The sequence below is a fragment of the Arthrobacter sp. 260 genome (assembly GCF_013116745.1).
In the GTDB taxonomy this organism is placed as follows: Bacteria; Actinomycetota; Actinomycetes; order Actinomycetales; family Micrococcaceae; genus Arthrobacter_D.
The window spans coordinates 447,598-461,613 of record NZ_JABFOE010000001.1; the positions used below are offsets into that span (position 1 = coordinate 447,598).

12 protein-coding genes are annotated in these 14,016 nt (G+C 65.6%); 9 read left to right on the forward strand and 3 right to left on the reverse strand.

Translation table 11 applies throughout. From position 1 onward, the window contains the following. Positions 1 to 17: 17 nt before the first annotated feature. The 8 genes from HMI57_RS02070 (at position 18) to HMI57_RS02105 (ending at position 9,797) form a co-directional block, all read left to right on the forward strand. Entirely contained in the window at positions 18 to 1,688 is a 1,671-nt protein-coding gene (locus HMI57_RS02070) for a hypothetical protein (RefSeq protein ID WP_171584222.1), read from the forward strand. Between the two features lie 65 nt (positions 1,689 to 1,753). Further along, positions 1,754 to 2,764 (forward strand): tetratricopeptide repeat protein, encoded by a 1,011-nt coding sequence (locus HMI57_RS02075; protein ID WP_171584223.1) that lies wholly within the window; start codon positions 1,754 to 1,756, stop codon positions 2,762 to 2,764. A gap of 111 nt (positions 2,765 to 2,875) precedes the next feature. Further along, positions 2,876 to 3,688: an ABC transporter ATP-binding protein gene (locus tag HMI57_RS02080; RefSeq protein WP_228720874.1), complete on the forward strand. Its 813-nt coding sequence runs from the start codon at positions 2,876 to 2,878 to the stop codon at positions 3,686 to 3,688. Beyond that, positions 3,670 to 5,241: a transporter gene (locus tag HMI57_RS02085; RefSeq protein ID WP_171584224.1), complete on the forward strand. Its 1,572-nt coding sequence runs from the start codon at positions 3,670 to 3,672 to the stop codon at positions 5,239 to 5,241. The genes HMI57_RS02080 and HMI57_RS02085 overlap by 19 nt, the downstream gene beginning before the upstream one ends. 40 nt (positions 5,242 to 5,281) lie before the next feature. Then, entirely contained in the window at positions 5,282 to 6,064 is a 783-nt protein-coding gene (nagB, locus tag HMI57_RS02090; RefSeq protein ID WP_171584225.1) for a glucosamine-6-phosphate deaminase, read from the forward strand. 50 nt (positions 6,065 to 6,114) lie between these two features. Continuing rightward, positions 6,115 to 6,429: a DUF3039 domain-containing protein gene (locus tag HMI57_RS02095; protein ID WP_171584226.1), complete on the forward strand. Its 315-nt coding sequence runs from the start codon at positions 6,115 to 6,117 to the stop codon at positions 6,427 to 6,429. 101 nt (positions 6,430 to 6,530) lie between these two features. Continuing rightward, positions 6,531 to 7,979 (forward strand): MFS transporter, encoded by a 1,449-nt coding sequence (locus HMI57_RS02100; RefSeq protein WP_171584227.1) that lies wholly within the window; start codon positions 6,531 to 6,533, stop codon positions 7,977 to 7,979. Positions 7,980 to 8,015: 36 nt separating this feature from the next. After that, positions 8,016 to 9,797, forward strand: coding sequence for a DEAD/DEAH box helicase (locus HMI57_RS02105; RefSeq protein ID WP_171584331.1), 1,782 nt, complete (start codon positions 8,016 to 8,018; stop codon positions 9,795 to 9,797). 35 nt (positions 9,798 to 9,832) lie between these two features. On the opposite strand, the gene HMI57_RS02110 is transcribed toward HMI57_RS02105, so the two are convergent. Continuing rightward, positions 9,833 to 10,732 (reverse strand): hypothetical protein, encoded by a 900-nt coding sequence (locus HMI57_RS02110; protein WP_171584228.1) that lies wholly within the window; start codon positions 10,730 to 10,732, stop codon positions 9,833 to 9,835. A gap of 215 nt (positions 10,733 to 10,947) precedes the next feature. On the opposite strand from HMI57_RS02110, the gene HMI57_RS02115 reads away from it, so the two are divergent. Beyond that, on the forward strand, positions 10,948 to 11,976 hold the full coding sequence (locus HMI57_RS02115) for a M12 family metallopeptidase (protein ID WP_171584229.1): 1,029 nt from the start codon (positions 10,948 to 10,950) through the stop codon (positions 11,974 to 11,976). Between the two features lie 7 nt (positions 11,977 to 11,983). Here the strand turns inward: HMI57_RS02115 and HMI57_RS02120 are convergent, their stop codons facing one another. After that, on the reverse strand, positions 11,984 to 12,607 hold the full coding sequence (locus tag HMI57_RS02120; protein ID WP_171584230.1) for a nicotinamidase: 624 nt from the start codon (positions 12,605 to 12,607) through the stop codon (positions 11,984 to 11,986). Next, entirely contained in the window at positions 12,604 to 13,953 is a 1,350-nt protein-coding gene (locus HMI57_RS02125; RefSeq protein ID WP_171584231.1) for a nicotinate phosphoribosyltransferase, read from the reverse strand. Before HMI57_RS02125 ends, HMI57_RS02120 begins: the two co-directional genes overlap by 4 nt. Positions 13,954 to 14,016 lie beyond the last annotated feature (63 nt).

The window sequence follows — 14,016 nt, forward strand, 5'->3', positions numbered from 1 at the left end:
CAACGATAGGTATTTGAGTGCGTTTCAAGATTGCAGTTCCAGCCCTGGTGATCGGAGTGCTGTTGATGCTCGTGGGCATCGCACAGCTTACCTTCTGGTCCCCTTCCGAGACAGTGACAGCTTCGGTGCCGGCCGGGGCCGAGAGCGGTCCGGTGACTGTGATCGACGCGGGCGCCAAGGAGCCCGGAGCCGACGACGTCGACATCACTGTCCGCTCGGAGGGAACCTTCACCCTGGCGGTGGGCCGGGCCAGCGACGTCGACGCCTGGGTGGGCGACGCAGCCCACCTTCGGGTGACTGGAATCGACGAGGACGGCCTCCAGACCACGTTCACCGACGGCGAGCAGACGGTCCCGGACCCCAGCGGATCCGACCTCTGGACCAGCGAGGAAACCGCCGACGGCAGTGTCACGCACCGCTGGCTCGACCCGGCCGACGGGGAGTGGTCCATCCTGCTCGCGTCCGACGGCGAAAACGCCGCCCCGACCGACGTCTCGATTACCTGGCCCAACGAGGAGACCACCTCCTGGGCGGTTCCCCTCATCGTCATCGGCGCCCTCGTGGTCATCCTCGGGATCGCACTGTTCTTCGTTAGGCCCAAGCGCGACCGCCGTCCCACCGTGGAGGGTTCGCGGGCCCACGCACGCACCCTCGAGGCCCGCAACAAGCAGAGCCGGAAAAGCACGGCGCCCTTCAGCGTGGCAGTTGTCGTCATGGGGCTCACTGCCTCCGGACTGGGCGCGGCCCACGCCACCTCCTCAGAGCCAAGTCCCTCACCCGCGGCGGAGGAGACCGAGGAACAGCCGCCGGTCCTGCTCGAAAGCCAGCTGGAGCGAATCCTCGCGTCGGTCGCCACCGTCGTCGCCGAGGGTGACGCGGCCGCCGACGCCGAGCTGCTTGCACCGCGCGCCGCCGAGGCAGCGCTGGCGCTGCGGACCGCCAACTATGCTGTTCGCGCCGAGGCTTCCGACATCCCGGAGCCCACGCCGGTCGCCGCCGAGCCGATCCTGACCACCATGATCTCCTCCGATCCCAGCTGGCCCCGCACGGTAGTGGCCCTCACGCAGTCCGAGGACAATCCAGTGCCTCAGGCGCTGGTGCTGGTGCAGCAGGACCCACGGTCCAACTACAACCTCAGCGCGGCTATCCAGATGCTGCCCGGAACAACCTTCCCCAGCTCCGAGGGCGCGGGCGGCGTGGCTCAGGTCCCGCTCGATAACGCACCGGGTCTTGCCTACGCACCGCAGACGGCCATGAACGCCATTGCGGATTTCCTCTCCGAGCCCGACGGCGACAACGCCGACACCTTCGAGGAGAACTCCTTCGCCGATGCCATCACGTCCTTCCAGTCGGAGGTTGTGGCGGATCCAGACAACGACTCGGCGAGGATCACCTTTGTCCACGCATCGGAACCCGATTACACGCATGCCCTCGCCACCAGCGACGGCGGTGCGATGGTCTTCGGATACCTCAACCACACCTACTCCAGCGTTCCCCGGGGATCCGGTGATTCAATCGATCTTGATGGCACTGTCTACGAGTCGCTCACCGGCGAGACCTCCACCGACGAGGGCATTGACGTGCGCTACGGCGAAGCGGTCATGATGTATGTGCCCACCGAAGAGAGCGGCGAACGCGTCCGGGTCATCGGCGCTGCCCAGCAACTGCTGTCGGCCGAGCTGCGCTAGTCCAGGGCGAGCCCCACCCATTCCTGCCCACGAGTAAATGACTTCCAACGAATAAAGGTGGAACCATGAGCATTCCGAACAACCGCGGGCCTCTCCCGCCGTCGTCAATGAACCTGCACGGAGCCGTTGACCTTTCGGCGCTCAAGGCGCGCGCCGAAGCTGCGCGAACGGCGCCCCAGGCCGGCGCACCGGCGGCGGGCAACGGCCAGCCGGCGTCAGCCCAGCCCGCCGGCGGTGCCGGTGCTGCCGGCAGCCCCTATGTGGTCGAGGTCACCGAGCAGAGCTTCCCCCAGTTGGTGCAGCTGTCTTCGCAGGTCCCAGTGATCGTTGACCTGCGGGCTGGCTGGAGCGAGGAATCCTCCCGTGTCACCGCCGCGCTGGAAACCATTGTCGTCGAACACGATGGCAAGGTCCTGCTGGCGAAGGTGGATGTCGAGACGCAGCCGCAGATCGCCCAGGCATTCCAGGCCCAGACCGTACCGACAGTCGTCGCCGTTCTTAAGGGGCAGCCGGTGCCTCTGTTCGAGGGTGCCCTCCCCGAACAGCAGATCCGTTCCTTCATCGACGAACTGCTGAAAGTGGCGGGCGCCAACGGGGTTGCCGGGTCGCTCCGGGAGGGTGCTGACGCGGAGGGCGCCGAGGCCGTTGCCGAGGAGCCACCGCTGCCACCACTCCACCAGGCCGCCTTTGACGCCATCGAGGCCGGGGACTATCTCGCCGCGGCGGCTTCCTACCGCCAGGCTTTGGCCGAACAACCCGCAGACGCCGAAGCCAAGGCCGGACTCGCCCAGGTGGAGCTGATGCAGCGGCTCAAGGACGTTGATGCGGCAGCTGTCCGCCAGCGCGCAGCCGACGAACCAGACACCCTTGAGAGCCAGCTGGCCGTGGCGGACCTGGATGTCTCAGGGGGACACGTCGAAGACGCGTTCTCCCGCATCGTGGCCTTCATTGGCCGCACCGCAGGGGAGCCGCGCGAAGCAGCACGGGTGCGGCTGCTGGAACTATTCGACGTCGTCGGCATCGCTGATCCACGGGTCTCCAAAGCCCGCGGAGCACTCGCGCGCGCCCTGTTCTAGATCCGGTTCCCGCTTCAGGGACACAGGTCATCCGGGGGGCGGAAAATCCAGGGCGGTAATTCGTCCCTTTGGATGACGAGGAGAAGACGTCAGCGTTGCTAGCGTTGGGGGATGAGTTCACCCACCCTTCCCCTGTCTCCCGATGACGCCGGCGGATCTTCAGTTCCGGACAGCCCTGCGCTCGTCATCCGCGGGCTCGCCAAGCGCTTCGGCGAGAAGATTGCCGTCAACGGTGTCGACCTCGATGTCCCGGCCGGGTCCTTCTACGGACTGGTGGGCCCCAACGGCGCGGGCAAAACCACCACGCTATCGATGGCGACGGGACTGCTCAGACCGGACCACGGTCAGGCCTGGGTGCACGGAGTCGACGTCTGGGAGCATCCCCTCGAAGCCAAGAAGCTGATGGGAATCCTTCCCGACGGTGTCCGGCTCTTCGACCGGCTGACCGGCGAGCAGCTGGTCACCTATGCGGGGCTGCTGCGCGGCATGGACCGGGACACTGTCGCCGAGCGGGTTGCCGACCTGCTCCGGGCCCTGGACCTCACCAACGACGCCGGCACCCTGGTGGTCGACTATTCGGCAGGTATGACCAAGAAGATCGCGCTGGCCTCCTCGCTGATCCATGCGCCGTCGCTCCTGGTTCTCGATGAGCCCTTTGAGTCGGTGGATCCGGTGTCGGCCGCGAACATCCGGGACATCCTCGCCAGTTACGTCGGTTCCGGCGGGACGGTCATCGTCTCCAGCCACGTGATGGACCTGGTGCAGCGGATGTGCGACCACGTGGCTGTCATCGCCGCGGGAACTGTGCTCGCGGCCGGCACCGTGGACGAGGTGCGCGGGGAATCAAGTCTTGAGGACCGGTTCGTGGAACTGGTGGGTGGCCGGAACACTGCTGAGGGGCTCACATGGTTGCGCACCTCCTAAGGCTTAAACTCACCCTCCTCCGGAACTCCCTCAAACGCAGCACCTGGGCGCTGATCGGCGTCATCCTGGGCGGCCTGTACGGTCTGGGGATGCTGGGCCTCCTCATTGTTGGTCTGGTGTTCCTCGGCAGCGCCGACTCCACGGTGATCCGCAACGTGCTGGTCATTGGCGGGTCAGTGGTCGTCCTCGGGTGGATCGTGGTGCCGATGGTCTCTTCCGGCATCGATATGACCCTCGACCCGGCCCGGTTTGTCACCTTCGCGGTGCCGATGCGGCAACTGATTATCGGGTTGGCGCTAGGGGCGGTGATCGGAATTCCGGGGATCGTCACCCTGCTGGCCTCCCTGGCCCAGGTGGGAACCTGGATCCGCTTCCCGGCCGCCGCCGTGGCAGCCCTGATCTGCGCGGTGTTCGCCGTGCTGCTCTGCGTGGTCGCCTCCCGGCTGGCCACCACAGCCGTCATTTCCCTCACCTCCTCCCGCCGGTTCAAGGACGTCAGCTCGATGGTGATCCTGGTGCCGCTGATTCTGGTGGGGCCGATCATCGCCGGTGTCGCGACAGGTTTTGAGCAGTCCCCGGGCTTCGCCAACGAGCTCGCGGCGATCCTCGGGTGGACCCCGCTGGGGGTTTTCTGGGCGGTGCCCGCCGACGTTGCCGACGGCGCCTACCTCACCGCTGCGCTGCGGTTCGTCCTCGGCGTCGGCGTGCTTGCCCTGCTGGCCTGGCTCTGGCAGCTGAACCTGGCGAGGGCCCTGGTCACCCCCGCCTACAATGCGGTCACCCGGAAGGGAGCCGGCAACCTGGGGTTCTTCGGCCGCTTCCCAGCCACCCCCACCGGGGCGGTGGCAGCCCGTGCGCTGACCTACTGGGCACGGGATCCGCGCTATCTGGGGTCGATCGTGATCGTTCCGCTGGTACCGCTGCTGATGTTGTTCTTCGCGGCGCAGTCGGGCGACTACACGCTGCTGAACTTCGTGGGGCCGATCATCGCCTTCCTGCTCGCCTGGTCCATTTCAGCCGACATCTCCTACGACAACACTGCGTTCTGGCTGCACCTGTCCACGGGGGTCAGCGGCCGGGCCGACCGGGCCGGACGCGCCTTGGCCGTCGCGGTGATTTCGGCGCCAGCGGTGCTGGTGTTCACCATCGCACCGCTGTGGATCTCCGGTAGCCTCGAAGACCTCCCCATGATGCTGGGACTGTCCATCGGCGTCCTGTTGACCGGCATCGGGTTCTCCAGCGTGGTCTCGGCTCGGTATACCTACAACGTGCCGTTGCCGGGGGAGAGCCCGCTGAAGACTCCACCTGGTACCGGGTTCTCGATGTTTGCCGTCCAGATGATTGGCTGGCTGGTCCTGCTGGTGCTGGTCATCCCGGAACTGGGGCTCGCTATTGCCTATCTGGTCACCGGAAACAGTGCCTTCGGCTGGCTCACCCTGCTGGTGGGATGCGTGCTGGGAACCGTCCTGCTCCTCGTCGGGTTGAAGGTGGGCGGACAATGGTACGACCGCAGGGCGCCGGAACAGCTGCAGGCGGTTTCGGTCAACAAGTAGGCAGGTCCTGAAGAACCCGACCACAACAAGAGGACAGTGGATGGAAGTTGTTATCCTGCCCGACCAGGCGGCCATCGCCACGCTCGCAGCGGATGCGATCGAGGCGCTGGTGCGGCGCAAACCCGACGCTGTCCTGGGGCTGGCCACCGGGTCATCTCCGCTCGGTGTGTACGACGAACTGGCGACCCGGCACCAGCGGGACGGCCTGAGCTTCGCGGCAGCCCACGGCTTTGCGCTGGATGAGTATGTGGGGCTTCCCGCCGGGCATCCCGAGTCCTACCGGGAAGTGATCCGCAGGGAGTTTACCGACCGGATCGACATCAGCCCGGGGAACGTCCACAGCCCCGACGGTGCCGCGACTGACATACCGGCAGCCTGCGCGGCTTACGAGGAGGCCATCCGGCTGGCGGGCGGCGTCGACCTGCAGCTGTTGGGGGTGGGGACCGATGGACACATTGGCTTCAACGAACCGGGCAGCTCTCTCGTGTCTCGGACCCGGATCAAGTCGCTGATCATGCAGACCCGCAAGGACAACGCCAGGTTCTTCGGCAGCATCGACGAAGTGCCCCATCACGTGGTGACCCAGGGCCTCGGGACCATCATGGACGCCCGGCATGTGGTACTGATCGCGACCGGTGCCCAGAAGGCCCGTGCCGTCCACGATTTCGTCGAGGGCCCAGTGGCGGCGGTGTGCGCGGCGTCCATTCTGCAGATGCACCCACACGCCACCATCCTGATTGATGATGCGGCGGCCTCGGGATTGAAACTGGGCGATTATTATCGCCATACTTACGCCAACAAACCCCCCTGGCAGGGAATCTAGGCCGGTATACGCCCGGCAGGATGGTCAGGAAGCAAGGATAGGATGGACGCATGAGTACGCCTGCAGACCCTTTTGACAATGATCCCGGCAACGACCCCCGCACTGATCCCCAGCGTTCAGGCTCCACCGCCACGCTGGAGCGCGAGGAGCTCCGCGAAGAGCTGGAGCCAGGCGATCGCGAACGCCTCGCCCACTACGTCCGCAAAGAGAAGATCATGGAGTCCGCTCTGTCGGGCGAACCAGTGATCGCCCTGTGCGGCAAGGTGTGGACGCCGGGCCGCGACCCGCAGAAGTTCCCGGTCTGCCCGGAGTGCAAGGACATCTACAACGGAATGCGCCCTGGCAAGGACGACAAGGACAAATAGCACCACCTCATGGGAGCGGTCCCCGGATTTGAACTCGTCCCGGGACCGCGGTGGTCCGCGTGCGCGCCTGCCCGCCGTCGTCGTAGGTTGACTAAGGATTCATGACAGATCACCCCGCCCGCCCCGTCACGGGCTCCGAAGCCGAAGGCGAGGCAGCGAACCTTCGCCCGCTGACCATCGGGATCATCGCCATCATCACCTGTGCCGCCTTCGAGGCGATGGCGGTGACGACGGCGATGCCTGCGGTGGTCGCGGACCTCGATGGAGTCTCCGGGTACGGCCTGGCCTTTTCGATGTACCTTACGGCGTCGCTGCTGGGCACGGTGATTGCCGGTACCTGGTGTGACCGGGTGGGTGCACGTCCAGCACTCGCCGTGGGCATGTTCGGCATGATCGCAGGGCTGCTGGTCTCGGGTGCTGCCGGTGAGTTCTGGATGGTCACCGCTGGTCGGGCCGTCTCGGGCCTGGGCGGTGGCTTTATGGTGGTGGCTGTCTACGTGATTATCGGGGGAGCCTATCCCCAGCACCGCCAACCGGTGATCTTCGGTTGGCTGTCCGCAGCCTGGGTGCTGCCCTCGCTGATCGGGCCGGCGGTGGCCGGTTACCTGGCGGCAGAAGCCAGCTGGCGCCTGGTCTTTCTCGGGGTGGCACCGATCGTCCTCGCCGCCTTCGCCCTGGTCTGGCCGAAAACCGCTGCCCTCGTACCACCCGAGCCCGGCGCCGGGAACCGGCACGACGGACGACGACGCGCCCTTACCGGGTTGGGGCTTGCCGGGGGAGTCCTGGCAGCCCAGTTTGCTGTCAACCGTCTCGCGGCGCAGGAAATGGCCGATGCCGCTGGGGCAGCTCTCCTGGTGGCGCTCGCCGTCGCTGGCGTGATCGTTGCTGCGGTGACCTTACCCCGGCTCCTGCCGAAAGGGACAGTGCGCCTGGCTCCCGGGCTGCCCAGCATTATTGCAACCCGCGGACTGGTGACGGCCGCGTTCTTCGGTGCTGAGGCATTCCTGCCGCTGATGCTGGTCACCTCCCGGGGGATGGATGAGGCGACCGCCGGGCTGAGCCTTAGCGCCGGTGCGCTGGGCTGGAGCGCCGGGGCTTTTGTGCAGGCACGGGTCACGTTCCGCAGGCAATGGTTGCTGGTGATCGGGGCGTCGGTGCTTTCGATGAGCATCGGTCTGCTGGCGCTCACCTCGGACCCGGTAGTGCCTTTCTGGGTCCTGGTGCTGGTGTGGACGCTGGCTGGCTTTGCGATGGGAATGACCCTGTCGAGCACCTCGGTGCTGGTGCTGAAGCTCTCACCCGCGCAGGAGCGGGGGAAGAACTCGTCGTCGCTGCAGCTCAGCGACCAGCTTGGCGGGGTGGTGGGAACCACTATCGCCGGCGGGCTTTTCGCCCTACTGCGTGACCCGTCCGACCCAGGACAGGTGGGCGTGTTTGTTGCGATTTGGCTGGCTCTGTGCCTCTTCGCGGTTGCCGGTATAGTTGCCGGTTTGAGGGGGGCACTGGGGTCCACCGATGAACCAAGCGCACCCGCACCCAGACACCCGTAGGCATGGAAAGGTCTCTTCTTAAGCGTGAGTAATAACATGCTCTTTGGCGTTGCCCCTGCCACAGGTGCGTCGCTGCCGCCGGCCTACCCGGAACGGGCAGCGTGGGGCACCGCCCCCAAGCTGCGCCAGTGGCAGGAACAGGCACTCGCTAAATACTTCAGTACCGGCCCCCAGGACTTTCTCGCTGTAGCCACCCCGGGCGCGGGTAAAACCACCTTCGCACTGCGGGTCGCCACCGAGCTGGTGGAGCGCGGCACTATCAACCGGATCACCATCGTCGCGCCGACGGACCACCTGAAGCGGCAGTGGGCTGATGCCGCCGCGAGGATCGGCCTGGCCATTGATCCCAACTTCCGGAATGCCGACGGCCGCCACGGCCAGGGCTTCATCGGGGTGGCGGTGACCTACGCGCAGGTGGCCAGCAAACCGATGCTTCACCGCGCCAAGACCGAGGCCGCACGGACCCTCGTCATCCTCGACGAAATTCACCACGGCGGCGACGCCCTCTCCTGGGGTGACGGTATCCGTGAAGCGTTTGAGCCGGCGACCCGGCGCCTGGCGCTGACCGGTACCCCGTTCCGTTCGGACACCGCCGCTATTCCGTTCGTTGAATACGCAGCGGATGCCGACGGCATCCGGCGTTCGAAGTCCGACTACACCTACGGGTACGGCGAGGCCCTCCGGGACCACGTGGTGCGTCCCGTGATTTTCATGGCCTACTCGGGGCAGATGCGCTGGCGTACCAGCGCCGGTGAGGAGATGGCTGCCTCGCTGGGTGAGGCGGCTGTCACCAAGGACATCACCGCGCACGCCTGGCGAACCGCGCTGAACCCGACCGGTGAGTGGATCCCTGCGGTCCTCGCGGCCGCCGACAAGCGACTCTCCGAGGTGCGCCGGACGGTGGCCGACGCTGGCGGGATGGTGATTGCGACCGACCACGACGACGCCCGCGCCTACGCCGGTCTCCTGAAGAGAATCACCGGTGAGTCCCCGGTGGTGATTCTCTCGGATGATGCAAAGGCCTCCGAGAAGATCGAAGAGTACTCGGCCGGCGAGCAGCGCTGGATGGTGGCCGTCCGGATGGTGTCCGAAGGTGTCGACGTGCCGCGGCTCGCCGTCGGCGTCTACGCGACGTCCACGGCAACGCCCCTGTTTTTTGCCCAGGCGGTAGGACGCTTCGTGCGTGCGCGACGCCGGGGGGAAACCGCATCGGTCTTCCTGCCCTCGGTTCCCAACCTGATGATCCTCGCCAACCAGCTGGAGCTGGAGCGGGACCACGCCCTGGATCGGCCAGCGACCGACGAGGACGGGTTTGCCCCCGAGGAAGCGCTGATGGAGGAGGCGAACCGTTCCGAGAAGGCCTCCGACGAACTGACCAAGCAGAAGTTCGAGGCGCTCGAGTCGCAGGCGTCCTTCGATCGGGTGCTGTTCGACGGCGGCGAGTTCGGCACCGGCGGGGAGATGGGGAGCGAGGACGAACAGGACTTCCTGGGCATTCCCGGGCTGCTCGACGCCGATCAGGTGGGAGTGCTGCTGCGGCAGCGCCAGCAAGAGCAGCAGACCCGGCGTGGACGCAAGGGGGGAGCCGTTGCGCCAGCGCCGGAGCCGCTGGTCGTGGATCACCGGATGTTGACCGAACTGCGCGGCGAGCTCGCGAAGAACGTCTCGGCGTGGTCCGCGCGGTCCGGAATGCCGCACGGCGTGGTGCACACCGAACTGCGGAAGGCTTGCGGCGGCCCCGCCGTTGCCCAGGCCAATGAGGATCAGCTGCAGCGACGGTTGAAGAAGCTGCAGGACTGGTTCATCGGCCGGAAGTAGGGCAGACTGTTCCGCCGCGTGACCGGGCCGGGGAGCTAGTCGACCGAGACTACTGGCACGCCCAGATAGTTGGCCGCCCCATCACTGAAGTTCAGTTGCGCGTGGGAGCCACCGCCCCTGGCATAGACGTACAGTGATGCGGTCACCCGGAGATAGGCCTGGTCCGCACCGAGCAGTTGCGCGTAGTACATGGTCCGCCAGCCATCAAATCGATCATTGATATTGATGTTGTCGTCCGAAATGCTCAGCACGTTTGTTGTTGCCGACGCTTTGTAGTTGTATTGGTAGCCAATTGTCGTCAGATCGATCTTGACTTTCGCTTCCTTGGAATCCCAGAACCCGTCATCAGCCTTCACAATATGGAATCCGTTGAAGGGGACGTAGACGGTGTGGGAGTAGTTGCGGTTTTGCGGTGCCTGGTAGGTGAACCACCAGTCCATGTAGACGGTGAACGAGCCGGCCCCCGTACCGAACAGGCCGGATCCCGCGCCGCTGGCAAAGGTTGAGGCGTCAATGTTCCCCGGGTTGTACCCCTGCCAGTACACCGCCCCGTTCGATCCGTGCAGCGTTCCGTAGTAGGGATAGACCCAGCCGACGGCGCTCGGCTCAGCGGCGAGGCTGCCCCGCACGAGTCCCGGATGGGCTGCGGCAGCGATTTCCGGGGCTACCTCGTAGCCTGACATCTTCTCGACAATTGACTCGGTGTCCTTGGCCGTGTCGGCTGCGAGGTCCTGGTGGGTCTTGTCCTGCGCCGCGAGGGCCTTGGAAAGCTCGTCCGGCAATTCCTTCTGCAACTGGCTCAGCCGGGCGGCGCCGCTCTTCTCCAGCTGTTCCAGCTGGTTGGCCTCCGCCTTCTGCAGGTCGACCACCTCTTCCCGCCGTTCGGCGACGAGTTGCTCGAGTACCTGGTCCACCTCAGTGGTAATCCGTGTCATGGTGTTCATCCTCAATCATTGGTTGAAGGTCAGTTATTGGGTATTGCAGTGGAAATTAAAACTGTACAAAGAGACCGTTATCCGAGTGTTATTTATTCGCACCGTATTTCAAGAAGGGGGAACAAATAAATAACACCCGAGTAACGCGAGGAATGGTGTGATCGAATTCGGCTGGACCAACGTCCAGGCGACCAACGGCCCCCAAGGAGCACGACATGTCAGAGGACCAACCGCGACCGCACTGCAATCCCAAGCCCCGCATCCCGATTGCCCTACCCGCTGGCATTTCGGACCCGCGGATGCGGCTCATCGTGTTGCTGAGGACCAAATGGGTCAACGGCACGGTGCTGCACTATCACTTCCTGGGTGGCCCTGCCGCCCAGCAGCAGGCGGTCCGGAGTGCCTTCGCCGAGTGGAAAGCGCTCGGGATCGGCCTGGAGTTCGCTGAGGTGGGCGACCCTGGTGAGGCGGAGATCCGGATCAACTTCGACCAGGGCGACGGGTCCTGGTCCTACCTCGGAAAGGATGTTCTGGGCATCGGGGCCAACGAGCCCACCATGAACTTCGGCTGGGACCTCACCACTGACTACGGCAGGACCACGGCCCTGCACGAGATTGGGCATACCCTGGGCCTGCCGCATGAACACCAGAACCCCTTCGCGGGGATTGTGTGGAACGAACAGAAGGTCTATGAGTACTTCACCGGGGCACCCAACAGGTGGACCCGGGAGCAGACCTTCCACAATGTCCTCCGGAAGATCAATACCCACGAAGTCGAGGGGTCCAACTGGGACCCTGACTCGGTGATGGAGTACTGGTTCCCCGCGGGGCTGATTACCGAGCCCGCGGAGTTCAGTAACGGGTTGACACCCCCCGGTGGGCTCTCGGCGGTGGACCAGGAGTGGGCGCGGAGAAGCTATCCCGGGCTCACCGGGTCCACCCCAGCGCTCACGCCATTCGAATCCGTGTCGTTGTCACTCGCCCCCGGGGCACAGGCCGACTTCGTGATCGACCCGCCGTCGTCCCGTTCCTACCAACTCGGTACCTTCGGCACGGCGGATACAGTGCTCGTGTTGTTCGAGGAGATCGACGGTGAGCCACGGTTCCTCGCCGGCGACGATGACAGTGGGGAGGACCGCAATGCGCTGTTCAGCGCGAGACTGATCCAGGGCAGGAGATATGTGCTCAGGGTCCGGCTGTACTGGGCAGGACAGTCGGGTCAGACAGCCGTCATGTACTGGTAAGCGAGGCCTAGTCCACCAGTTCGACGCCGGCGTCCTCAAGTTCCTCGAGGGCGGTCTCGACGCCGTCGGGATGGACTCCCCGGGTGTAGCGCAGCAGCACCGCTGTGCTGTAGCCGGCCGCAACGGCGTCCAGCGCCGTTGCCCTGACACAGAAATCAGTGGCAAGGCCCACTACGGCGACTTCGTCGACCTCGCGTTCACGAAGCCAGTCGTCGAGCGTGACGGGTTCGTCAGGCGTCAGATCGTCGAGGGCGCCGAGCTTCTGCTCTCCGGTCGGCACTTCGTCCTCCGGGGCAAGGACCCCTTCGAAACCCGAATAGGCCGCCTCGAACTGTCCCTTCCGGAACACTGCCTCAACGTTCTCGGTGTCCAGTTCCGGGTGAAACTGGGACCCCTTGGTGTCAGCGACGCAGTGCACCGGCCAGGAGTGACGGTAGTCGGGGGTGTCCGAGAAGTGCGCTCCAGGATCGATATGCCAGTCCTGGGTGGCGACGATGTAGTCGAACTCCCCACCTTCAGCGTCGATGAAGTCGCTCAGGCGTGCAGCGACGTCGGCGCCTCCGTCGACTGCTAGGGAGCCTCCCTCACAGAAATCATTCTGGACGTCGACAATAATCAGGGCTCGGGTCATGGCTCCTCCTCATACTCAGTGGGAATGGCAGGTTCTCCGCGTTGCAGCCGCATGACGGAACCGGGCAACTCGGTCATTGACGCGCTGTGGTGGGCCACGGCCCGCCGGACACCCTCTGTGCCGGTCCAGCCGGGCAGGATCTCGCCGTTGCTGACGAACTGCTGCAGCAAAGGGCGGTCGTTGCCGTCGTCGTGGGGGGATCGGCCGATGCCCACCACCTCGGCGGTGGCGGTGCCCGCGTCGTCCAGCCGACGGAGGGCGTACTTGCGCCCACCCCGTGAGGCCTTGTTCAGCGCGGACTTGGCGACCGAGACGAACTCGCCGTCGTCGTCGGTCCTGCTTACCAGCTTGTAAACGAGACCCGCCGTGGGAGCTCCCGACCCGGTGACCAGTGAAGTGCCGACGCCGTAGGAATCCACCGGTGCAGAGGCAAGCGACGCGATCGCGAACTCGTCGAGGTCGGAGGTCACGACGATGCGCGTGGTGTGGTTGCCCAGGTCGTCCAGGAGCTGGCGGACCCAGCGGGCCTGGGCCACCAGGTCGCCGGAGTCGAGCCGGACCGCACCCAGCGCCGGACCGGCCACCTCGACCGCCGTCCGGACACCCCGTTCGACGTCGTAGGTATCGACGAGCAGCGAGGTGCCGGCGCCGAGCGCGGCCACCTGCGCTGTGAAGGCGTCCCGCTCGGAGTCGTGAAGCAGGGTGAAGGAGTGGGCGGCGGTACCGACCGTCTGCACGCCGTACCGCCGGCCCGCCTCAAGGTTGGAGGTGCTGGCGAAGCCGCCGATTACCGCGGCCCGCGCGGCCGCCACCGCAGCCTCTTCCTGGGTGCGGCGCGATCCCATCTCGATGCAGGGCCGCTGGCCGGCTGCGCCAGTCATCCGGGACGCGGCAGAGGCGATCGCACTGTCGTGGTTGAGGATGGACAGCACCAGGGTTTCCAGGATGCAGGCTTCGGCGAAAGTGCCCTCGACAATCAGGATGGGGGAGTGGGGGAAGTAGGCTTCGCCCTCGGCGTATCCCCAGATGTTTCCGCTGAAACGGAAGTTGGCCAGCCAGTCCAGCGTCATGCTGTCCACAACTGACGCTGAGGACAGGTGGTCGAGCTGCTCCGCACCGAAGCGGAAGTTCTCGAGGCTTTCAAGCAGCCGCCCGGTTCCGGCAACCACGCCGTAGCGCCGTCCTTCCGGGAGTCTGCGGGCAAAGGCCTCGAACACTGACTTCCGGTGGGCTGCCCCCGAGTGCAGGGCAGCCTGCAGCATGGTCAGCTCATAGTGGTCCGTATACAGGGCGGTGTTGGCCCGGGTGCTGATGACCGGGGCGGCGTCGGTGGGGCTCACAAGCAAAACTCTAGCCCCTCTGCACCCTCAGATACCCGGACTCTTCAGGTGGTGCCCGGTCCTACAATG